Here is a 22,404-nt window from a genome sequence, read left to right as displayed (position 1 = left end):
CCAGGTGTTCAACATCATCTCGTTGGTGATGTCGGTGATGGCTCTGGTGGCGTCGACCTGGGGGGTCGTCCGGCAGATCGGAAGGGCCCGGGCGGACAGCGACCTGGCCATGACGACCGAAGTGCTGCTGACGCACATCCGCGACCCCGCGTTCCAGCGCGACCAGCGCTGGGTGCTGTTCGAGCTCGCCTCGCACCACAGCCCCGACCAGGGCATCGATCTTCTGCCGGGCGACGCCAAGTACCGGGCGTGGAACGTCGCGTTCGTCTTCGAGTCGATCTCCATCATGATGCGCTTCGACATCGTCAACTCGGAGATCCTCACGAGCCTGACGCACCACCGCCTGATGCGGACGTGGGAGGTCCTGGAACCGTACATCCGGGCCGAACGTGCCAGGCGCGGCAGCGTGGTCTTCCCGTTCTTCGAGGACGCGTACGCCACGGCGCGGCGCACCGATCCTGAGGCGTTGCACCGACGGCTGGGGCTGAAGGCGGCGGACGGCCGCCCTCGGTGAGCCGGCGCGGCCGTTCAGGGGAAACGTGGGGCGGTGAAGCGTGTATGGAGGGTGGGGGGTCGAGTTAGGGAGTGTGCATCTGCCGATCATCGCGCCCATGCTGGCGAGCCCCGGATCGTTGCCGGCCCCCGGCCAGGACATGCGGTGGGCGTACGAGACGAAGCAGGACGGTCAGCGTGCCGTGGTCTATCTCCCCGGGGACGGGTCGGTGACGCTGCGGGCCCGCTCCGGTGAGGACATCACCGCCGCCTACCCGGAACTGCTGGGCCTCGGCGCCGTTCTCGGGACGACCGCGGCGGTCCTGGACGGTGAGGTGCTGGTCCTGGACGAACGGGGCCGGGGTGACTTCCAGCTCCTGCAGTCCCGTATGGGGCTCGCCCGTTCGCCCGGCAGGGCCGCCCGGCGCGCCCGGCAGGCGCCGGCTCATCTCGTCCTGTTCGACGTCATGCACCTCGACGGAGATCTCATGGGCCGGCCTTACGCAAGGAGACGGCAGATCCTGGAGGGCCTGTCTCTGGAGGGCCCGTTCTGGTCGACGCCCGCGGCGCTCGTCGGGCACGGCGAGGAGGCCCTGCAGGCGACCCGGGCGAGCGGTCTGGAGGGCCTGGTCTGCAAACGGCTCGACTCGGTGTACGAGCCCGGCGTGCGGTCACGGTCCTGGATCAAGATCCGCAACATGAGGACGGCCGACGTCCTGGTCGGCGGCTGGGTCCCCGGGAAGGGGCGTCTGTCGGGGCTGCCCGGTGCCGTGCTCGTGGGCCAGCGCGACGAGGGAAGGCTGCGCTACGTCGGGAGCGTGGGCACCGGCTGGAGCGGGGCCGAACGCGCCGAACTCGCCCGGCTGCTGAGGGCCGCCGAGACGGGGCGCTGCCCGTTCGACACCCTCCCGCGGGCGGCCGAGGCGCGCTGGGTGCTCCCCCGGCTGGTGGGCGAGGTCCGCTACAGCACCCGTACACGTGCGGGACTGCTCCGGCAGCCGTCGTGGCTGCGGCTGCGTCCCGACCTCGCTCCCGAGGACTCGGCGGCCGATGTCCCGTAGGCACGGACCGGCGGTCGCACCTCGGCAGTAGGCAGGGCGGGTGCACGTCTCCTTGGCACGGCGGGTGCGCGTCTTGGCAGGGCGGGTGCGCGTCCGTGGTTCCTGTGCGCAGGTGAAGGAGCCGGCCGCTCACGGCGGTCGGCTCCTTCGCGTCCCGGTCAGGTTCTGCCGGGTCCGCCGCTGCCGAAGGACCCGCTGGATCCTGGTTGCCAGCGCTTGCGGTGCTGGTCATCGGCGTGTTTGGTGCCCGCGGAGTGCATGTTGTACGGCATCAGCCGTTCACTCTCGTCCGCGGCGTGCGGGACCTCGTCGGGCTCTCGCATCTCGCGCTCCTCGTGCACCGCCCCGCTGGCGGGCAGCCTCGGCTGCTCCTCGGGTGTGGGTGGGCGCGACTCCAGGTTCCGGACCCTGATGCCCATCCGGACGGCCCAGACGAGGGCACCCGCGATGATGAGGCCGCCGATGAAGGCGGCGCCCGCGTTCAGCCCTGAGCTTGCTGTGATCAGATCTTGGCTCGCGGTGTACATGGTGTTCGCGTACCCCCAATACCAGGGGAAAAATGCGTACTGGCCCGTCAGCGACGGCCATTCCATTGTATTCCGGATCAATCCGGGCGCTACGCCGTGATTCCGGACCGGTCGCCGGGGGCCGTACTCCGTAGGTCCCGACCGGCCTCCGAGGACGGCGCGCCCCGAGCCGGGGCCCGGTCATGGGGGCCCGGTCACGGGCGGCCGGCCGTGGCCCCGGGCCCCGTCACTCAGGACGGTGCGCCACGGCCCCGAACATCGTCACCGACATGTGCAGGCCGCCCTGGCGCGCGGCTTCCGCGAGGTCCTCGTACAGACGGTCGCGCTTCGGCTCGTCGATGAGTCCCCGGTTCAGCGCCGAGTCGCCGAGCATGCGGATGAGCGGCCAGGCGACCGACTTGTGGTCCTGGAGCAGCGCCTGCGACCCGCGGTCGTCGACGACCAGGCCGGCGGCCGTCAGACGCCCCACCAGCTTGCGGCCGGAGTACGGGTCGGCGGCCGCGGACAGCGCGCCGGTGGTGAGCGCGGCGATCGTCTCCGGGTCACCGGGGTGCAGGATCGTGGTCGCCCAGTCGGTGTCCAGCAGGGCGACGCGTCCGCCGGGGCGCAGCACGCGCGCTATCTCGAAGACTGCCTTCTCCGGCTCCACGAGGTGCTGGAGCACGCGCTCGCACCACACGACGTCGACGGTGGCGTCGGGCAGCGGCAGGGAGAGGGCGTCGGCGTCGGCGAAGCGCGCGGCACTGCGCTCGGCGGTCCCGCGCTGTTCGGCGACGGCACGCAGTCCGGGGTTGGGTTCGATGCCGAGCACCCTGCCGCGGGGACCCACGGCCGCGGCGAGACGACGGGTCTGCGATCCGGTGCCCGCGCCGATGTCGAGCGCCCGCTCCCCGGGCCGCACGGCCAGTGCCGCGTGCGCCCAGGAACGCAGGCGCTGCACGCCGTCGTTGACGTCCTGGGCATCGAGGGCGCCCACCAGACGGGAGGTGCTGTCCGCGCTGACGTTCTGCGCGTGGAAGGCCGACGTAGGCCGCGTGTCCACCATGGCGGTCACTCTAGAACCACCATGGTCGTTTTTCAGATTCAGATTGTGTAACGCCTCAAGGCCGGTGTGACAAAAGCGAGCACAAGCACCGCGACGATCACCAGCAGGCCTCCGCCGGCGACGGCGGCGGGTGCTCCGAAGGCCGAACCGGCCGTTCCGTGCAGGACGTCGGCGACGCGCGGGCCGCCCACGACGACGACGGTGAAGACACCCTGGAGCCGTCCGCGCATCTCGTCGGTGGCGGCGGACAGCAGGATGGCGCCGCGGAAGACCATGGAGACCATGTCGGCGATCCCGGCCAGGGCCAGGAAGGCCACGGCGAACCACAGGCTGCCGCTGAGACCGAACCCGGCGATGGCCGCGCCCCAGGCCGCGACGGAGACGATGACCATGAGGCCGTGCCGGCGGGCGCGGGAGAAGGTGCCCGACAGCAGTCCGCCCACGACGGCGCCGATGGGGATCGCCGCGAACAGCAGGCCGAGCGCGAGTCCTTCGCCGTAGGGGGCGTACGTCTCGGCGGCGAGCTGCGGGAACAGGGCGCGCGGCATGCCGAGGACCATGGCGATGATGTCGGCGAGGAAGGACAGCAGCAGCACCTTGTGCAGGGCGATGTAGCGGAAACCGGCGACCACTTCGCGCAGGCCCGCGCGCCGCGAGGCCGCCTCGGTGAGGGGCGGCAGCGCGGGGAGACGCAGGACGGCCCACACGGTGACGGTCAGGGCGAGGGCGTCGATCAGGTAGAGCTCGGGCAGCCCGATGACGGGGATGAGCGCACCGGCGAGCATCGGTCCGGCGATCGAGCCGGTCTGCATGACCGTCGCGCCGAGCGCGTTGGCGGCGGGGAGTTCGTCCGCCGGGACGAGCCGGGCGATGGACGCGCTGCGCGCCGGGGAGTTGAGTCCGAAGAACGCCTGCTGGAGGGCGAGCAGGACCATCAGGACGGGCACCGAGTCCAGCCTGGTGACGGCCTGGACCCAGAAGAGCAGCGAGGTGACGGCGATGCCGGTGTTGGTGACGAGGAGCAGCTTGCGGCGGTCCATGCTGTCGGCGATCGCCCCGCCCCACAGGGCGAACACGACCAGCGGCACCAGACCGGCGAGGCTCGCGTAGCCGACCCAGGCCGAGGAGCCGGTGATGTCGTAGATCTGCTTGGGCACGGCGACGGCGGTGAGCTGACTGCCGACGGAGGTGACGGCTGTCGAGGTCCACAGCCGGCGGTAGGCGGGGCGGCGCAGCGGCCGCGTGTCCATGGCCCATCGGCGCCATCCGGAACGGTCACGCTGCTCGGTCTCCGCGGTCCCGCCGGTCTCCGCGGTCCCGCCGGTCTTCGCGGTCCCGTCGGCCTCCGCGCTCGCGCCGGTGTCCGCGGTCCCGGCCGTCTCCGCCCTCCCGTCGGGCTCCGCGGCGCCGCTGTCCGTACTGCTCTGGCTCGTGTCCACGCTCATCCTGGTTGCTCGATACATCTTTCGATTCGAGGATCACTATGGCCGAGCGTGGGCGGCTCGTGTCCCCCGGGGCACGGGATGGGCGCGCGAGGCACCCGCGGCGCGCGGTACGGCGGTTCAGGCGCCGGCGATGAGCGTGACCCCCATCGCGATCATGGTCGTGGCGACCAGCCCGTCCAGCACGCGCCAGGCCCCGGGCCGGGCGAGGAGGCGGCCGAGCAGCCGGGAGCCGAACCCGAGCGCCGCGAACCAGCACAGGCTGGCGATCGCCGCACCGAGGCCGAACGTCCAGCGCAGCGATCCGCGCCCGGCCGCCAGCGAGCCGAGCAGGAACACGGTGTCGAGGTACACGTGGGGGTTGAGCCACGTCAGGGCGAGGCAGGTGAGGACGGCCCGGCGCCAGGAGCCCGGGGATCCTCCGGCCGCCCGCAGCGCCGACGGCTTCAGCACCCGCCGGGCGGCGAGAACGCCGTAGACGACGAGGAAGCAGCCGCCGATCAGCCCGACGGCCGTGAGCGCCGCCGGCCACGCCACCACCACCGCGCCGACCCCGCCGACCCCCAGCGCGATGAGCAGCGCGTCGGACAGGGCGCAGATGGCCACCACGGCGAGCACCGCGTCCCTGCGGACGCCCTGGCGCAGGACGAAGGCGTTCTGCGCGCCGATGGCGACGATGAGGGAGAGTCCGGCGCCGAATCCGGCGGCCGCTGCGGCGAGGGCGTCTGTCATGCCGTCGACGCTAGAAAGCGGATCGTCAGGAGTACAGCTAAAGATTCTTACGTATCCTTAGCGATCGTGATGGCGGAGCTCCCCCTGGACCAGGTGCGCACCCTGCTCGCCGTGGTCGACGAGGGCACCTTCGACGCGGCGGCCTCGGTCCTCCACGTGACGCCCTCGGCGGTGAGCCAGCGGGTCAAGTCGCTCGAACAGCGCACCGGCAGGGTCCTGCTCACCCGGACGAAACCGGTGCGCCCGACGGAGTCCGGCGAGATCGTGGTGCGCTTCGCGCGCCGGCTCGCCCTGCTGGAGCGCGACGCCCACGCCGAGCTCGGCATGTCCGGCTCCGGTGAGCCCGCCCGGCTGTCGATCGCGGTGAACGCCGACTCGCTGGCGACCTGGTTCCTGCCGGCCCTCGCCCGCGTAACCGGACTCGGGCTGTCCTTCGAGTTGCGCCGCGAGGACGAGGACCACACGGCCGCCCTGCTGCGCGAGGGCACGGTGATGGCGGCGGTCACCTCGTCGCCCGACCCGGTGGCCGGCTGCTCCGTCCGCGCCCTCGGGATCATGCGCTATCTGCCGGTCGCCAGTCCCGGCTGCGCCGCACGATGGCTCGGCACCGAGGCCGGCACACCCCTGCGCGAGCTGATCGGCTCCGCCCCGGTGGTGGCCTTCGACCGCAACGACGACATCCAGGACGACTTCGTCCGCGCCCTCACCGGCGGTCCCGGAGCGAGCGCGCTGCGCCATTTCGTCCCCACGTCGGAGGGGTTCGTCGACGCGGTGGCGGCCGGAATGGGCTGGGGCATGGTGCCCGAGGTCCAGGCAGGCCCGCTGCTGCGCGCCGGGCGGCTGGTCCCTCTCGCGGCGGGCCCGGGCATCGACGTCCCGCTGTTCTGGCAGCAGTGGAAGCTCGACTTCCCCGCCCTCGGCGCGGTGGCCGAGGCCGTGGCGGCCGTCGCGGCGGAGACGCTGCGGCCCGGACCGGCCTCCTGAATCACTCGCTTCCCGACCGTCTCCGAACCGGGCCCGAGCCGGTATGTTCACGCTGGGCACATTCGGGCGCGGCCGGGAAGAATGGCCTCACCTCCCGGTGCCGCGGAGGACGTCGAGGTGCGGTGAGCGACCCGAGAGGCGCATTCTTGCTGTGTTACCCCCCTGGCGGCGGGCGGACGAGGGCAGATCGATGAGAGGGAGCGCCGAGCGTGAGGGCCGGGCGCTGGACAGCCTGACCTCCCTGCTCAGTGACGCGGTGACGGATGCGATCCGGGCCGCCCGCGGCTTCGCGGGGGGCGTGTATCTGCGCTCCGGCACGCCCGGACTGCTGCGTCTCGCCGTGCTGGCGGGGCTGCCGGGCCCCCTCTTCCGCCCCTGGTCGCGGATGCACGTGGACCGGCCGTTCCCGGTCGCGGACGCGCACCGGCTCGGTGTGGAGGTGCTGCTCGCCGACCCGACGGAGACGATGCGCCGCTATCCCCAGCTCGCGGCGGGACTGCCGTTCCAGTTCGGCTCGCTCTACGTGCCCGTCGTCGGCGACTCCACCTCGTACGGCGTCCTGATCGTGCTGCGCCCGCCGGCGACCGACGCCACCGAGGTCCTGCCGGACCGCGACCGGATGACGGCGGTGGCGGCGGAGCTCGGAACCCGCCTGGCCAAGCTGGACAAGGACGGGGCCTCGGTCCTGTGGGACGGCGAACCGCTCGGAACCCGGCCGCCGGTCGACGGTCCTTCCACCCGCTGCGTCGGGGGCTTCACCTGGGATCCGGACGACGGCACCCTGATCGCGGACGACGCCCTGTGGGCGCTGCTCGGGATCCCCCAGGAGGACTTCGCGGGGACCCCCGAGGCCTTCGCGGACGCCCTCGCCCACGACGAACCCCGGCTTCTGCTGGCCGCCCTGCGGGAGACCGCCGCCGGCCGGCCGCCGCCCCATCCGCTGCCGGTGCGCACCGGCGGCGGCGGACTGCGGCTCCTCGAACTGTGGACCGCGGGAGGCGCGGACGACCCGCCGTACCGGGTCAGCGGAGCCCTCGTCGATCCGGGTCCCGGACCGGCCGCGGACGGGGCGGCCGACCAGCTCCCGGAGGGCGTCTTCGCCATCGACCGGATCGGGCTGATCACGTACGCCAACCCGCGCGCCGCCGAACTGCTCGGCCGTCCGCGCACGGAGCTGCTGGGGCGGCTGCTGTGGGACGTGGTGCCCTGGATGGACCATCCCGCCTACGAGGACCATCTGCGCAGCGCGCTGCTCTCGCCGGACCCGGTGCACTTCCGGGGCCGCAGCCCGCTGGGGAGCGGCGACGCGACGGCTCCGGGCCATCCGGCGGGAACCTGGCTGAGCTTCTCCGTCTATCCGGGCCCGCGCGGGGTGACCTGCAAGATCACGCCCCTGGGGCGGGCCTCGGAGACCCCCGGGAACACCGCGTTCGACGTCGAGGCGACCCAGACCGTACGCGCCGAGGTCGAGGAGCCCGACCCCGGTTTCTCGGGCGCGGCACCGCAGTACCGGCCCATCGTCCTCGCGATCGCGCTGACCGAGGCGGTGACCGCGCGGCAGGTGTCCGAGGTGGTGATGCGCGAGCTGCTGCCCGCGTTCGGCAGCCGCCGCCTGGCCATCTACCTGCTGCAGGACCGCCGGCTCTATCTGGCCTGGGAGACCGGCTTCCCGCAGGGGTTCCTCGCCCCCTTCGACGGAGTGGGCCTGGACGCCAAACTGCCCGGGGTCGAGGCGCTCACCAGCGGCCGGTCGCTCTTCTTCGAGTCGATGGAGCAGGTGGCCGCCGCCTATCCGGGCATCTCCCTGGACGCCACCGTCGGGGCCCGTGCCTTCCTTCCGCTGATCGCCTCCGGACGCCCGGTCGGCTCGTGCATCCTCGGGTTCGACAAGCCCCGCGGCTTCAGCACCGAGGAGCGTACGGTCCTCACCGCGCTCGCCGGGCTGATCGCGCAGTCCCTGGAGCGGGCGAGGCGCTACGACAACGAGGCGGCGCTCGCCCGCGGGCTCCAGGAGGCACTGCTGCCGCACCGGCTGTCCGCGCACCCCCTAGTCCAGACGGCGGGGCGCTATCTGCCCGGCACCGTCGGCATGGACGTGGGCGGCGACTGGTACGACGTCGTCGAAGCCGGCGACGGGCTCGCCCTCGTCATCGGGGACGTACAGGGGCACGGTGTCCAGGCCGCCGCCACCATGGGCCAACTCCGCAGCGCGGTACGGGCGTTCGCCCTCGGGGACCACTCGCCCGACGAGGTGATGAGCGGCACGAACCGGCTGCTCATCGACCTCGACCCGGGCCAGTTCGCGAGCTGCTGCTACGTCCGGGTGGACCCGGTGACCGGTGTCGCGCAGGCGGCACGGGCCGGGCACCCGCAGCCCCTGCTGCGCCACCCCGACGGACGTACCGAGGTCCTGGATCTGCCGGGCGGTGTGGTCCTCGGCGTGGACCCGCACGCCGAGTACCCCGTGACGGACCTGGTGCTGGAGCCCGGGGCCGTCCTGGCCCTGTACACGGACGGACTGGTCGAGCGGCCCGGCAGGGACATCGACGAAGGGGTCGAGGACCTTCGTGCGACCCTGGCCGACGCGGGCCCGCCGAAGCACCGTGCGACGCGCGGCCCGTCCCTGTCCCGCGCCGCCGATCTGCTCACCGCTGAGGCCCGGCAGGCCGACGAGCGCCCCGACGACATCGCCCTGCTGCTCACCACCCGCCGACCGCCCGCGGGGCCGGACGCCCGTGGCGGACGCGTCCGGGACCGCAGGCCGTGACACGGACCAGGCGCCGGTGACACGGGCCCGGCGGTCCTGACACGGGCCCCCGGCGGCCGTTCAGTGGGCCGCGTCCAGCCGGGCCCGCTGCTCCGGGGTGAGTTCCAGGTCCAGCGCGGCCAGGTTCTCCTCCAGCTGGGCCACCGAGGAGGCGCCGGCCAGCGGGATCACCGGCACGTCGCCACCGATCTGCCAAGCGAGCACCACCTGGTTGAGGGTCGCCCCCGTCTCCTCGGCCACCTCACGCAGCACGCCGAGCCGGGCCGCGTTTCCCGGGTGGTCGTAGTCGGACGGCAGCGGCTTGTCCCGCCGTCCGTACGCGCCGCCCAGCAGCGGCGAGTAGGCGACCAGGCTCAGCCCGGGCTCCGCGCCCAGGTAGCTGAGAAGTTCACCCGTCGCGGCGCCCAGGCCGCCCTCGGGGAAGAGCCCGCTCGGTACGTCGGAGCGCGGGCGCAGCAGGCTCGCGTGGTACTGGAGGACCTCGTAGCCGGGCAGTCCGGCCGCGGCGGCGAGCGCGCGGGCCCGCTCCACGCGCCAGACGGCGTGGTTGCTCACGCCGAGGAGTCCGACGCCGCCCTCCTGGACGAGTTCCGCGAACGCCCGGACGGTTTCGCCCGGTTCGACGGTGCGGTCCTCTATGTGCGCGTACAGAAGGTCGATCTTCTCCACGCCGAGGCGTTCGCGGCTGCGTTCGGAGGCCTCGCGGATCACCTTGGCCGACAGGCCCTCGGGATTGTCGACGTAGCCGGTCCCCGGGGCCAGCGGACGGGCGCCGAGCTTGGTCGCGAGGACGATCTCGTCGCCGACGCCGCGGCTGCGGCGCCAGCGTCCGAGCAGTTCCTCGCTCTGGCCGCCCTGGCCGCCGTCGGTCCAGTAGGCGTAGTTGTCGGACGTGTCGATGAAGTTGCCGCCGGCCTCGGCATAACGGTCCAGGATCGCGAACGACGTCTTCTCGTCGGTCAGTGAGCCGAAGAGCATCGCGCCGAGCGCGAGCACACTCACCTCGCGGCGGGTCTTCGGATCCGTGCCGATCGTGCGGTATCGCATGGGGTTTCCTCCCGTTCGTGCCCGAAGTGCCCGGGCCCGAACGGGAGTCTGGTCGTTGGAGTGCTCTTGAGGTCAAGCCTTCGCGAAGGGGCCCTCCAGGGCGGCCCACTGCAACAGCATGATCGTCTTGGCGTCCGCGATCTCCCCGGTGCGGACCATCGACAGGGCCTCGCGGAAGGGCAGTTCGACCGTCTCGATGTCCTCGCCCTCCTCGTCGAGCCCGCCGCCCTCGTGGGTGCGGGTGGACGGGCCGTACGACGCGGCGTAGAAGCTCACCCGTTCGGTGACCGAACCCGGACTCATGTAGACGTCGAAGACGTGCTCGACCGCGCCGACGGTGTGCCCGGTCTCCTCGATGACCTCGCGCCGTACGGCGTCCTCGGGGTGTTCGTCGTCCTCGTCGAGGAGGCCGCCGGGCGTCTCGATCAGCATGCCGTCCGGGTGCCCGTTGACGTAGACGGGGTAGCGGAACTGCCGGGTGAGCAGGACGGTTTCACGTTCGGCGTCGTACAGCAGGAGGGTGGCTCCGTTGCCCCGGTCGTGCGTCTCGCGCTCCTGGGTGCTCCAGGTCCCGTCGGCGAGCAGGAGGTCGAAGGTGGTCGAGCGCTCCACGTACCAGTGGCAGGACAGGAGTCGCACGTCACGGATCCTGACCCGTGGATTGCCGGTCAGGTCACGGCCCGTCCGGTCGAGTCCGGTGCGGCCCCGGCGGTCGGGGGTGTCGATGCCGGCGGTCATCGCGCTCGGGCCCGGCGGACGCGGGAGTTGTCGTTCATGGACCTTGTCTACCATCCCGAGACCAAGATCCCGGTTACAGCGGGGCTTCGCCCGTTTAGGCTCACGGCATGGAACAGACGGAGATCATCCTGCGCGCCATCGGCGTGCTCACCGAGACCAACGCCATGGTGCGCAGGATCGCCCAGGACGAGGAGGACGGGGTCGAGTCGGCCGAGAACAACCTGGGTGCTCTCGTCACCGAGGTGTTCCCGCGCGTCGAGGTCCCCGGTGACGCCGGGCCCGCGGAGGCGGGGCAGGCGGTCGCGGACGCCTATCTGCCCGCCGCCATCTCGCTGGTGGGCGCCTTCGCGTTCCTCTTCTCCGAACTCGCCGACCTCCACGACTCGGGGCGGACCGACGTCAAGACGGCCGATCTGCTCCAGGATCTCGCCCTGCGGATGTCCCGGGCCGACAACACCTGACGCGGCGGCCGGCCCGGGGCCCGTCCTGGCGGTCCCGGGTCAGGAGTGCGGAACGACCGCCACCGGGCAGGGCGCGTGGTGCATCACCGCGTGGGCGACCGAACCGATCCGGACGCCCACGGCGGAGCGGTCGGCCCTGCGGCCGACCACCATCAACTGGGCCCGGCCGGAGAGGGACAGGAGCACCTGGCCCGCGCTGCCCATCTCGATGTGCTGGGTGACGGGCACCTGGGGGAAGCGTTCGCACCACGGCCCCAGCGCCTCGGCCAGCACCTTCCTCTCGTACGGCTCCAGGCCGCCGGCCTCGTCCAGCATCTTCAGCGAACCGGGGCTGTAGGCGAACACGGGCGGCAGACTCCAGGCCCGTACGACCCGGACCGCCGCGCCGCGGGCCGCCGCGGTCTCGAACGCGAACCGGAGACCGGCGTCGTCCTCGGGTCCGCCCTGGTGACCGACGACGATCTCCCGGCCGCCCGCCTCGTCCTCGGGCCGGTCCTCCGAGCGCACCAGCACCACCGGGCACGGCGCTTCGGCGATCACCCGCTGACCGACCGAACCGAGCAGGAAGCCGACGAACGCGCCGTGGCCGCGCGACCCGAGAACCAGGGTTCCCGTATCGGCCGCGACACCCAGAAGCGCCTCCACCACGTCGCCTCCGGCGGAGTCGATCACGTCGACCGTCACCCGCAGACCCTCGTGCCGGTCGGTGACCGTGCGGGCCGCGTCCTCGATCATGCCGTGGGCCCAGCGCGCCTGGTCCTCCCGGTCACCACCGCCGACCATGTCGTGCGGCGGCCAGTGCCAGGCGTACACCACCCGCAGGGCCGCGTCCCGCCGGACGGCCTCGCGGCCCGCCCAGGCCAACGCCGCCCTGCTCTCGGGTGATCCGTCCACGCCCACGGTGATCGGGTGGGTCATGCGCCTGCCTTCCGTCGCCGGCCCCGCCTGCCCGGCCGGGTGCCGATCCATCCTGACCGCTCCAGTGTCCGGCACCGGCGGCCACCACGGACGCCCGGCCGGGCGTGTGCGGGATCCGCGGCGGGACGTGCCGGGCGCAAAGGGACGGCGCTACGCCGACGCGCGGACCACGAGTTCCGGGTCGAAGATCAGCGAGGTGGGTTCGGTGCGGACGCCTCGGATGTGGTCGTCCAGGAGGGCGGCCATCGCCGCGGCCATCTCCTCCACCGGCTGGCGCACCGTGGTCAGCGGCGGGCGGCAGGTCACCGCCACGCTGGAGTCGTCGAAGCCGACGACCGCGACATCGTCCGGCACCCGTCTGCCCCGCTCCCGCAGCAGTTGGCACACGCCCTGGGCCATCAGGTCGTTGGCCGCGAACACCCCGTCCACATCAGGGTGTTCGGACAGCAGCCCGGACATCGCCGCCATGCCGCTGTCCAGGGTGAAGCCGCCTTCGGCGACGGGGACGTACGGGTGTCCGTTGCGGGCCATCGTGTCGCGGAACCCGGCGAGCCGGTCCTGGCTCGCGGCCACGCCGAGCGGTCCGGTGACGGTGACGATGCGCCGGCACCCCCGTTTCAGGAGGTGTTCGGCCGCCATCCGCGCCCCCTCGCGATGGGCGAGATCCACGTAGCTGAGCGGCACGGGCCGGGAGGGCCGGGCGAACAGGACGGCGGGCAGGCCCGCGTCGGCGAGCAGGGCGGGCAGCGGGTCGTCGGCGTGGGTGGAGACGACGAGGGCGCCGTCCGCGCTGCCCTGCCGCAGGTCGGACAGCACCTGGCTCCTGGTCTCCGCCGACTCGGCGAACATCAGCAGCGGATGCATCGAGCGCGGCCGCAGGTACCCCACGACACCGCTGACGACCCGTCCGAAGAACGGGTCCGCGAACACCCGTGCGGCGAAGGCGTTCTGCTCCTCCCCCGGGGTGTCGCCCGCGCCGGAGACGATCAGCGCCACGGTCTGGCTGCGCCGGGTCACCAGTGATCTGGCCGCCCTGTTGGGCGCGTATCCGGTGCGCTCGACGGCCTGGCGCACCGCCTCCTGGATCCCGGGGTCGACGTTGCGGACACCGTTGATGACCCGGGACACGGTCGCGCGGGAGACACCGGCCACCCGCGCGACATCCTCCAGCGTGGGAGCCTGTCTGCTCATGGCGGCACCCTAACCGCACGGCACCGCCGTGGGATAGAGCGCTCTCCCCGTCCGCCCCGGCGCTCAGCCGGCGGCCCGCACCAGTGCGGTGGCCGTCAGCGGCAGGGTGCCCGCGGAGCTGCCGGCGAGCACGCGGTAGGCGCCCGGCCGGGTGCGCCACGCGTGTCCGTCCTCGTCCCAGTGACGCAGCGCCCGGGGCGGAATCAGCACCGGCACCGACACCGACTCGCCCGGACCGGCGCCGACCGCGGCGTACCCGGCGAGCCGGCGGACCGGGCGGTCCGGCGGGCCGGGGGGTCCGGCGAGATAGACCTGGACGACCTCGCGTCCGCGTCGCGGGCCGGTGTTGCGGACGTCCACCCGCACGGTGAACGGCTCGCCGGCCACGATGTCGTCGGGGACGCGCAGCCCCTCGTACGCCCAGGTGGTGAAGCCGAGCCCGTGCCCGAACCAGTAGGCGGGTTCGCGGTCCTGGCGCGCCCACGCGCGGTAGCCGATGTGCAGGCCCTCGGTGTAGTCGAGGCGGCCGTCCTCAGGCCGGGTGCGGGTGACCGGAGCGTCGGCGAGGGTGGCCGGCCACGTCGTGGGCAGCCGCCCGCCGGGTTCGGCCCGGCCGAACAGCACGTCGGCGAGACCGGCTCCGCCCTCCTGGCCGGGGAACCAGGTCAGCAGGACGGCGCCGGCCCGCGCGCGCCAGGGCAGTTCGACCGGTCCGCCGCTGTTGACGACGACGACCGTGTGCGGTGCGGCGGCGGTCACCGCGTGGACCAGGTCGTCCTGGAGTCCGCCGAGGCCGAGGTCCGTCCGGTCGCACCCCTCGGACTCGTCGTCCTCGGTGGTGCCGACGACGACGATCGCCGCGTCCGCGTCTCGGGCCGCCCGCACCGCCTCGGCCACGGCCGGACCGTCGTCGGGACGGGGCGGGGCCGCGGTGACGACGGTGGCCCGGCCGGTCCCCGGTGCGAGTTCACGGCGCGCCACCATGCGCGCCGCGCGTCCCGCCGTGAGGTGGACGGACGCACCGTGGACGGGCGGGTTCACATGGACGACCGCCGGATCGTCGGTCGTCCTGCCGAACTCCCCTTCCAGGAGGACGCGTTGGTCCACCGTGATACTCAGACGGCCGAACCCTCCGACTCCCAGTGTCCATCGCCCCGAGGCCGCCGGGAGCAGGAGGGTCTCGATCTCGACGGTGTGCGCCCCGGGCGGCAGCGGCGGCTCCAACTGGCGCCCTCCGGCGCGGTGTCCGGAGAACAGTTCGCGGCTCGCCGCGTCGAGCACCCGGAGTCGGACACCTGGATCGCCGGTGACGGGATCGGTGCACAGGTCCGGGGTCAGGGGCGGGGCCGGCGCGCCGGTCGCGGGGCCCGGCACGTGGACTACGCGTACGCCGTCGCCGAGCGCGGCCCTGATCCCGTCCAGCGGTGTGACGACCCGCTCGGGGAAGACCCCCGCGCTGCCACCCCCCTGGGTGCGCGGCAGGGCCGCGTGCGCCCCGATCACCGCGACGGTGCGCAACCGGGAGGGATCGAGCGGGAGGACACCGCGATTGCGCAGCAGGACGGCACTCGCGGCCACCGTCTCGCGCAGCAACGCACGGGCTTCGTCGCCGCCGAGGCCGGACGGGGTGCCCATGGACACCCCTGGCACGCACGCCGCCTCCGCCTCCGACTCCGGAGCCGCGCACGCCGCCTCCGGCTCCGAAAGCCCACCCGGCAACTCCGACTGCCCGTCCGACGCCGCAACCGACACCGAAGGCGCACCTGACAACCCCGACCGCACGTCCGGCACATGCACCGGCATCGGCATCGGCGGGGCGCCTGGTGGCTCCGACGCTGACGCCGACGCGCGAACCGATCCCGAAGACGCGCCCAGCAACTCCGACTGCCCGCCCCGCGCGGACACCGGCGCCGGAGACGCACACGACCGCTCCGACGCCGAGATCGGAGACGCGCACGGCGACTCCTCCTGCTGCTTCGGCGCCGTTGCCGGTACCCGCTCCCGTGCTGGTGGCGACCCCGGCTCCCCCAGCGCGCCGCACGCGGCGGCGAGTCCGAGCAGGCGCCGTACCTTGTCGTCGACGGCTTCCCGCGGGACGCGTCCCTCCTCCACGGCCCGCACCAGCGCCTCGCCCCAGACACCCTCCGGGCCCGGCATCACGAGGTCGAGGGCGGCGCGGGCGGCCGGTTCCGCGCACCGCACCGCGCCCCAGTCGGAGACCACCACGCCAGTGAAGCCCCACTCGCTCTTGAGGGGGTCGTCCAGCAGCGGACTGGCGGTCATCGTGGCGCCGTTGACGCCGTTGTACCCGGCCATGACGACTCGGACGCCGGCCTCGACCGCCGCCTCGAACGGTGCCAGATACACCTCCCGCAGGACCCGCTCGGACACCCGCACGTCGACCGTCAGCCGGTCGGTCTCGCAGTCGTTGGCCACGTAGTGCTTGGCGGTGGCGGCCACTCCGTGCACCTGGATCCCCCGGACGAGCGCGGCCCCGGTGCGGCCCGTCAGTTCGGGGTCCTCGGAGAAGCACTCGAAGTGCCGCCCGCCGAGCGGCGTCCGGTGGAGGTTGAGGGTGGGCGCGAGGACGACGTCGACGCCCTTGCGGCGCGCCTCGGCGGCGAGCAGCCCGCCGAGACGCTCCACCCGTTCCTCGTCCCACAGGGCCCCGAGCGCGGACGCCGAGGGCAGCAGCAGCGCCCGATCGCGCTCGTCCCAGGACTGCCCGCGCACTCCGGCGGGACCGTCCGACAGGACCATCTCCCGGAGCCCCAGGACAGGTTCGGCCCGGGTGCGCCAGGTGGTCGCGCCGGTCAGCAGCCTCACCTTCTCGCGCAGAGTGAGTTTGCCGAGGAGCGCCTCACGCTCCGCCGCGTCGTCCGTCCCGCTCACGCTTGCCGCCTCATTTCCGGGAGAGCGCTCTCCATCGATGACGTGACTCAGTTGTAGACCCCGAACTCGTAGAGCGAGTAGCCCCATCCGGTGCCCCGGGCCGTGCCGTTGACGCGGACGTAGCGTCCGGCGCCGGACACGTCGAGGTCGTCGACCCCGCCGTTGCCGTCGGTGACCGTGCGGACGGTGGTCCAGTTCTGCCCGTCGTCCGAGGTCTGCACGGTGTAGGCCTTGGCGTACGAGGTCTCCCAGACCAGTTGCACATGCCGGAACGAACTCCGGGTGCCGAGGTCGACCCGCAGCCACTGGGGGTCGCTCCAGTCGCTGGCCCAGCGGGTGCTGAGGTTGCCGTCGACGGCACCGGCCGCGGTGCAGGGGCAGTCGCCGCCGCCCGTCTGGTACGAGGAGGCGGTGGCCGGCCTGCCGAGCGCGAGGTTCGTCCCGCTCGGCGTGGGCGGCACGACCCGTACGGACCGGGCCTCGACACCGACGTTGCCCCGGCCGTCCTTCACCTTGACGTAGAACTTCCACACGCCGGGCCGGTCCGGCGCGGTCACCCGGAGCCGGCCGCCGCCGAGGTCGGTGAACGGCAGCGGGTTGAGCTGCTTGCTCTGGTCGATGTAGTTGCTGTTGTCCAGCACTTCGTAGGTGACCGGATCACCGTCGGGGTCGGTGACCTTGACCGACAGCGTCAGGTCGCGCCCGGCGGGCACCTTGCCCGCGTCGCCCTCGACGGCGAGGTCGGTGATGACCGGCGGGGTGTCGTCCCGGGAGGTGTCCGCGCCGTACGCCTTCTTCACGGCGTAGTAGGACAGCCTCTTCTCGCCCGCGGGCAGCAGGTTGAACCAGATGCCTCCGAAGTCGTACTCGGTGCCGTAGTGGAACATCGTGGCGCCGAGCGCGACGCCCGGGTGTCCGGTCACGCAGTTCCACGCCCGGGTGTAGCCGTCCGCCTTCGCCCGGTCGGTGGGTTCGGCGGGGACGCCGTTGGCGTCGTCCGGCACTTCCCACTCCCCCGCCGGGCCGGTTTCGGTGACGATGTACGGCTTGGTGTAACCACCCTGCTGCCAGGCCGACTTGATGTCGCAGACCGCGTTGTAGGCGTTGACCGCGTACAGGTCCAGGTCGGACGCGTTCCGCTTGTAGTAGGGCCAGGCGCCGGTCCACGCGTCGGTCGAGGTGACGGGGTGGTTGGGGTCGACGGCGTGGATCTTCCTGGCGATGTCGTTCACGAGCGTGGTGTAGGCGTCGCGCTGCCGTTCCAGCTCGGCGCCGCTGTAGCAGTTCTGGAGGCCGAGCACGGACTCGTTCCCCACATTCCACATCAGGACACCGGGGTTGTCCTTGTAGGTGGCGGCCCATTGGGGGAACTCGGTGAGCACCTGGTTCTTGTAGGCGGTGTCCGTCAGGTAGTTGACGCAGCCGCCACTGCCGGGACCGCCGCCGGGCTGCAGCCAGAAGCCGCCGATCACCCGGATGCCCTGGGCCGCGGCCGCGTCGAACAGCGGCTTGCTGGACGCGTCGGTGCCCCAGGTGCGGACGGTGTTGACGCCCATCGACTTCAGGTCGGGCATGTAGCGCCCGGCGTCGGCGACGGCGGGCCCCCAGGTGAGGCCCTTGATCTGGTACGGACTTCCGTCGACGGTCAGTCGCCAGTTGCCCTGCGAGCCGGTGACCTTGACGACGCCACCGGCCGCCTGGGCCTGTTGTGCGGGCAGGACGAGTGCTGCCGCGGTGAGCAGGCCCGCGGTGAGGGGCGCGGCGATGCGGCGCCGGGTGGTACGGGATCCGGTCATGAGTGTCCGTCCGGTGTACGGGTGAGGGGATGTGAGGAAGGAGGCGCGGCGGTGCGGGGAAGCGGGGTGTGAGGGAAGAGTGCCGCCGAGGGACGTGCGGGTGCGGAGGGTGACGGGGGCGGACGGTGCCGCCGGCCGGTGTGTGCGGCGGACCGGCGGCACGCGTCCCCGCCTCCTCAGGGCAGCCGGTAGTTCGCGTCGAGTGCCGCGCCCGCCTCGGGGTGCGTCTGGTCGTAGCCGCGGGCGTCGCACTGGAGGCCGCCGACGACGCAGTGGTCGACGAGCGCCTTCTGTGTCGCCGGGTCCCACGCGTTGAAGAAGTCGTAGTGGAAGGAGTAGCCGGCGCCGCTCGAAAGCCTCACCTGCGTCATGTCACCGTTGACCGGGAAGGCCATCTTGAACTCGATCATCGGCAGGGCGACCGGGTGGTCGTCCGGGCAGATGTTGTTGTTGGTGCCGGGGTTGACCACCGGATACGCCATGTGACTCTGGTGGCCGGGCGTGTCGAGGTTCTTCCCGTCCCAGCAACTGGGCGCCTGGAAACGGATGTTGAGCTGGACGTCGGGACTGGTCGGGCACTGCTGCGGGAAGTCCGTGTTGAAGTAGCTGTTGCCGCACTCCCACCCCTCGACGAAGCCGCGGTGATTGCGGAAGTCGGCCGCGGACTGCAGGGGGCTGCCGACCACGAAGCGCAGGCCCTTGGGGAAGGGCCGCACGCTGGTGTAGTCGGTGACACCGGCCTTGTAGTAGATGACCTGCGGCCCCACGGGCAGGACCGGAGTGCCGCCCTTGAGCAGGGTCGGCATCCAGTACGCCGACTTGTCGCCGGGAGCCCTGCAGGAGGTCGAGCCGGCGCCGAGCGAGGCGGTGGTGCTGGCCGCGTCGGTCGTGGTGTTGCCCATGAAGGTGTGGTCGTGGGACTTGCCCGGCTGCCCGGGGTAGACGATCGGGTCGTCCGCCCTGGTGCGCGTCACCGAACAGTTCGCCTGGAACTCGTGGAAGTAGCGGTGCGGCGGCTCCGCCTTGGACGGGACGACCCCGGTGACCTGCGGGTTCGCGGGGATGTAGCCGTCGCCGTCCGGGTCCTCGGGCGAGGCGAGGGTGGAGGCGGCCATCACGTGCGCCGCGTGGACGGTGCTCGCGCCGGCCACGGACGCCGCCGGTCCCGGCGCGGGGTCGGCGCTCATCGCCACTCCGGCCAGGCCGAGCGAGGTCAGCACCAGTGCGCTGGACATCAGGATGCCTGAGAGGATCTTCGATCTCCGTGCCATGGAGACCTCCTGCCATGTCGATGGGGACGGTGGGGGCCGGACGGCCGGACAGCGCGTGCCACGCCGCCGCCGGGCCGTCCGCGTGACGGTCCATCACATGTGCCATGGGAACGGGAGAGCGCTCTCCCGCCGAGGAGTGTTGTGGCGGCCACGCGCGAGTGTCAAGAGAGTTGACGAAGGATCATCCGGCATCGATGTGCGCACCTCTTGAACACAATCCCGTGTCCAGCATGGATCTTCGAACCGGTGCATTGTCGTGCCAAGTACCGCAAATATGGGCCGCGTTACTCCTCCGGAGTGCAACAACATCGGGGACTCCGGTCACAACTCTTGACGTGTCGTTCACCTGGTTGAAGCATGCATCGGCGAGAGAGCGCTCCCCCGTACCTCCCATCGTTCACTTCCTGAACCAGGAGAGTCGCCCCCCATGCCTCGAACCCCCACAGACGCCCCGGACCCCGGTCGTTCCACCGTCGCGCGGCGCACCGTCCTCGGAGCCGTGGCGGCCGGCGCGGCCGCGCCCGGACTGCTCGCGTCGGCCTCGTCCGCGTCCGCGTCCCCCGCCCGGTCCGCCCGGCAGCCGTCGGCCCTTCCCGGCGGCGGTGATCTGGGCCCGAACGTCATCGTCTTCGACCCGTCGACGCCCGGCATCCAGGCGAGGCTCGACCAGGTCTTCCGGCAGCAGGAGTCGGCGCAGTTCGGCACGGGCCGCTACGCGTTCCTGTTCAAACCGGGCACGTACAACGGTCTCAACGCCCAGCTCGGCTTCTACACCTCGATCGCCGGTCTCGGCCTGTCACCGGACGACACGACGATCAACGGCGACGTGACGGTCGACGCCGGCTGGTTCAACGGCAACGCCACCCAGAACTTCTGGCGCTCGGCGGAGAACCTCGCCCTCAGCCCGGTGAGCGGCACCAACCGGTGGGCGGTGGCCCAGGCCGCCCCGTTCCGTCGTATGCACGTCAAGGGCGGACTCAACCTCGCGCCCGCCGGCTACGGCTGGGCCAGCGGCGGCTACATCGCCGACAGCCGCATCGACGGCTCGGTCGGGCCCTACTCCCAGCAGCAGTGGTACACCCGCGACAGCTCGGTGGGCGGCTGGGTCAACGCCGTCTGGAACATGGTGTTCTCGGGTGTCCAGGGCGCGCCCGCGCAGTCGTTCCCGAACCCGCCGTACACCACGCTCGACACGACACCGGTGTCCCGCGAGAAGCCGTTCCTGTATCTCAGCGGCGGCGAGTACCGGGTGTTCCTGCCGGAGAAGCGCACCAACGCGCGCGGCACCACGTGGGGGAACGGCACGCCCCGCGGTTCGTCGCTGCCGCTGTCCCAGTTCTACGTGGCCAAGCCCGGCGTCACCGCCGCCACCTTGAACGCCGCGCTCGCGCAGGGCCTCCACCTGCTGCTGACGCCGGGGATCTACCACCTGAACCAGCCGATCCAGGTGAACCGGGCGGGCACCGTGGTCCTCGGCCTCGGCTACGCCACGCTGATCCCGGACAACGGCGTCACCGTGCTCAGGACGGCCGACGTGGACGGCATCCGGCTGGCCGGTTTCCTGGTCGACGCCGGACCCGTCAACTCCGCGACGCTCCTGGAGATCGGCCCGGCCGGGGCGTCGGCGGACCACTCGGCCAATCCGACGACCGTGCAGGACGTCTTCGTCCGCATCGGCGGTGCGGGCGTGGGCAAGGCGACGACCAGCCTGGTCGTCAACAGCCGGCACACGATCGTCGACCACACCTGGGTCTGGCGGGCCGACCACGGCACCGGCGTCGGCTGGGAGACCAACCGGGCCGACTACGGCATCCGCGTCAACGGCGACGACGTCCTGGCCACGGGCCTGTTCGTCGAGCACTTCAACAAGTACGACGTGCAGTGGTACGGCCAGCGGGGCCGCACCATCTTCTTCCAGAACGAGAAGGCGTACGACGCGCCGAACCAGGCCGCGATCCAGAACGGGAGCGTCAAGGGGTACGCGGCCTACAAGGTCGCCGACTCCGTGACCACCCACGAGGGCTGGGGCCTGGGCAGCTACTGCTACTACAACGTCGATCCCACGATCGTCCAGCACCACGGGTTCGCGGCGCCGAACAGGACGGGCGTGAAGTTCCACGACCTGCTGGTCGTCTCGCTCGGCGGCAACGGACAGTACGAGCGCGTCATCAACGACACGGGCAGCCCCACCTCGGGGACCTCCACTGTGCCGTCCACCGTGGTCTCGTATCCCTGACCGTTCGCCGTCCGCGCGGCTTCCGCCGGGACGGCATCGAAGGGCCCGCCCCCTGCGGGAGGACGGGCCCTTCGGGGCGACGACTCGACGACCGGCGCCGGGACGCGTCCGCGAACCCCGGCGCCGGAACCCCGCGTCAGTAGCGCTGGGCCTTGGCCAGCACGGCGGTGAGCTGGGGCTCCGCGGGCTGCCTGCTGATCACGATCGGCGTCGCCTTCTTCCCCGGCTCCAGGTTCTCCTTGCCGACGAACTTCGTCTCCACGACCTTGCCGTCGGGGTTCTTGAAGTCGATCTGCACGGCGTACGAGGCCTTCGTGTCCGTGTTGTTGGTGATGGTGACGAGTACGGCCCGCAGCCCGCCGGTCTCCGCGGTGGGCACGCCCTTCATGCTGACGTCGGACGTCGCGTTGCCGCCGCCCTGGACGTCCTTCAGCTCCTTCTCGGCGGTGGCCGAGGCGCGGACGGTGTCGGCGGAGACCGAGGCCGCGAACTCCGAGGCCCTGGCCTCCACCGAGGCGGCGGCCGACGACGCCCGTTCGCTGGCCGAGGCGATGATCGAGGAGGCCGCCGACGCGATCGCGGAGGGCGCCGACCCCGTGAAGTTCGACGGGTTCGGCGGGGTGACGGAGGCCGTGCTGCTGTTGCCGCCGTCGTCGTCCGAGCTGCACGACACGAGCAAGGAGCCGCACGCGATCGCGGACAACAGGACAGCGATACGCCGTGATCCGCTCCGGCCGTGGGGAACACGTCTGCTCATGGGGGCTCGCCTCTTCCTGCCGTACGGGGCACGGGGGCTCGTCCTCT

At 72.3% G+C, this 22,404-nt stretch carries 18 protein-coding genes; 6 read left to right on the top strand and 12 right to left on the bottom strand.

Annotation, left to right across the window (positions count from 1 at the left end; translation table 11 throughout):
• Positions 1-4: 4 nt before the first annotated feature.
• A complete protein-coding gene (locus ACFYYF_RS12500) occupies positions 5-514 on the top strand; it encodes a hypothetical protein (RefSeq protein ID WP_361682323.1) in 510 nt (169 codons plus the stop codon).
• Positions 515-611: 97 nt separating this feature from the next.
• Entirely contained in the window at positions 612-1,553 is a 942-nt protein-coding gene (locus ACFYYF_RS12495; RefSeq protein ID WP_388774311.1) for an ATP-dependent DNA ligase, read from the top strand.
• Between the two features lie 158 nt (positions 1,554-1,711).
• Here ACFYYF_RS12495 and ACFYYF_RS12490 read toward each other — a convergent pair whose 3' ends face one another.
• The 4 genes from ACFYYF_RS12490 to ACFYYF_RS12475 form a co-directional block, all read right to left on the bottom strand.
• Positions 1,712-2,080: a DUF6479 family protein gene (locus ACFYYF_RS12490; protein ID WP_388774310.1), complete on the bottom strand. Its 369-nt coding sequence runs from the start codon at positions 2,078-2,080 to the stop codon at positions 1,712-1,714.
• Between the two features lie 226 nt (positions 2,081-2,306).
• A complete protein-coding gene (locus tag ACFYYF_RS12485) occupies positions 2,307-3,125 on the bottom strand; it encodes a methyltransferase domain-containing protein (RefSeq protein WP_361682331.1) in 819 nt (272 codons plus the stop codon).
• A 38-nt stretch (positions 3,126-3,163) separates the two neighbouring features.
• Entirely contained in the window at positions 3,164-4,588 is a 1,425-nt protein-coding gene (locus ACFYYF_RS12480) for an MFS transporter (protein ID WP_388774307.1), read from the bottom strand.
• A gap of 99 nt (positions 4,589-4,687) precedes the next feature.
• A complete protein-coding gene (locus tag ACFYYF_RS12475; RefSeq protein ID WP_388774304.1) occupies positions 4,688-5,299 on the bottom strand; it encodes a LysE/ArgO family amino acid transporter in 612 nt (203 codons plus the stop codon).
• 66 nt (positions 5,300-5,365) lie between these two features.
• Here ACFYYF_RS12475 and ACFYYF_RS12470 point away from each other — a divergent pair, with 66 nt between their 5' ends.
• Both ACFYYF_RS12470 and ACFYYF_RS12465 read left to right on the top strand, forming a co-directional pair.
• Entirely contained in the window at positions 5,366-6,283 is a 918-nt protein-coding gene (locus ACFYYF_RS12470) for a LysR family transcriptional regulator ArgP (protein ID WP_388774302.1), read from the top strand.
• 190 nt (positions 6,284-6,473) lie between these two features.
• Positions 6,474-9,050 carry a SpoIIE family protein phosphatase gene (locus tag ACFYYF_RS12465; protein WP_388774300.1) on the top strand — a complete coding sequence of 859 codons (2,577 nt, stop codon included), beginning with the start codon at positions 6,474-6,476 and terminating at the stop codon, positions 9,048-9,050.
• Positions 9,051-9,110: 60 nt separating this feature from the next.
• On the opposite strand, the gene ACFYYF_RS12460 is transcribed toward ACFYYF_RS12465, so the two are convergent.
• Together ACFYYF_RS12460 and ACFYYF_RS12455 are read right to left on the bottom strand one after the other, a co-directional pair.
• Positions 9,111-10,097 carry an aldo/keto reductase gene (locus ACFYYF_RS12460; protein ID WP_388774298.1) on the bottom strand — a complete coding sequence of 329 codons (987 nt, stop codon included), beginning with the start codon at positions 10,095-10,097 and terminating at the stop codon, positions 9,111-9,113.
• Positions 10,098-10,169: 72 nt separating this feature from the next.
• Positions 10,170-10,835 carry an NUDIX domain-containing protein gene (locus ACFYYF_RS12455; protein ID WP_388774398.1) on the bottom strand — a complete coding sequence of 222 codons (666 nt, stop codon included), beginning with the start codon at positions 10,833-10,835 and terminating at the stop codon, positions 10,170-10,172.
• 107 nt (positions 10,836-10,942) lie between these two features.
• Here ACFYYF_RS12455 and ACFYYF_RS12450 point away from each other — a divergent pair, with 107 nt between their 5' ends.
• On the top strand, positions 10,943-11,296 hold the full coding sequence (locus ACFYYF_RS12450; RefSeq protein WP_361682348.1) for a hypothetical protein: 354 nt from the start codon (positions 10,943-10,945) through the stop codon (positions 11,294-11,296).
• A 39-nt stretch (positions 11,297-11,335) separates the two neighbouring features.
• Here the strand turns inward: ACFYYF_RS12450 and ACFYYF_RS12445 are convergent, their stop codons facing one another.
• The 5 genes from ACFYYF_RS12445 to ACFYYF_RS12425 form a co-directional block, all read right to left on the bottom strand.
• Complete coding sequence (locus ACFYYF_RS12445) at positions 11,336-12,214, bottom strand: universal stress protein (RefSeq protein WP_388774296.1); 879 nt, start codon at positions 12,212-12,214, stop codon at positions 11,336-11,338.
• 150 nt (positions 12,215-12,364) lie between these two features.
• Positions 12,365-13,405, bottom strand: coding sequence for a LacI family DNA-binding transcriptional regulator (locus ACFYYF_RS12440; protein ID WP_361682352.1), 1,041 nt, complete (start codon positions 13,403-13,405; stop codon positions 12,365-12,367).
• A 63-nt stretch (positions 13,406-13,468) separates the two neighbouring features.
• Positions 13,469-16,297 carry a glycoside hydrolase family 3 C-terminal domain-containing protein gene (locus ACFYYF_RS12435; protein ID WP_388774293.1) on the bottom strand — a complete coding sequence of 943 codons (2,829 nt, stop codon included), beginning with the start codon at positions 16,295-16,297 and terminating at the stop codon, positions 13,469-13,471.
• A 47-nt stretch (positions 16,298-16,344) separates the two neighbouring features.
• The gene (locus tag ACFYYF_RS12430; RefSeq protein ID WP_388774291.1) at positions 16,345-18,093 is read right to left on the bottom strand and encodes a discoidin domain-containing protein; all 1,749 of its coding nucleotides are present in this window, start codon (positions 18,091-18,093) and stop codon (positions 16,345-16,347) included.
• 176 nt (positions 18,094-18,269) lie between these two features.
• On the bottom strand, positions 18,270-19,364 hold the full coding sequence (locus tag ACFYYF_RS12425; protein WP_388774288.1) for a DUF1996 domain-containing protein: 1,095 nt from the start codon (positions 19,362-19,364) through the stop codon (positions 18,270-18,272).
• Positions 19,365-19,791: 427 nt separating this feature from the next.
• Here ACFYYF_RS12425 and ACFYYF_RS12420 point away from each other — a divergent pair, with 427 nt between their 5' ends.
• On the top strand, positions 19,792-21,600 hold the full coding sequence (locus tag ACFYYF_RS12420; protein ID WP_388774286.1) for a coagulation factor 5/8 type domain-containing protein: 1,809 nt from the start codon (positions 19,792-19,794) through the stop codon (positions 21,598-21,600).
• Positions 21,601-21,736: 136 nt separating this feature from the next.
• On the opposite strand, the gene ACFYYF_RS12415 is transcribed toward ACFYYF_RS12420, so the two are convergent.
• Positions 21,737-22,303 carry a hypothetical protein gene (locus tag ACFYYF_RS12415; RefSeq protein WP_388774284.1) on the bottom strand — a complete coding sequence of 189 codons (567 nt, stop codon included), beginning with the start codon at positions 22,301-22,303 and terminating at the stop codon, positions 21,737-21,739.
• Positions 22,304-22,404 lie beyond the last annotated feature (101 nt).

Origin of the sequence: Streptomyces sp. NPDC001914 (assembly GCF_042891215.1) — a bacterium.
In the GTDB taxonomy this organism is placed as follows: Bacteria; Actinomycetota; Actinomycetes; order Streptomycetales; family Streptomycetaceae; genus Streptomyces.
This window is presented reverse-complemented; position numbering and strand designations above follow the sequence as displayed.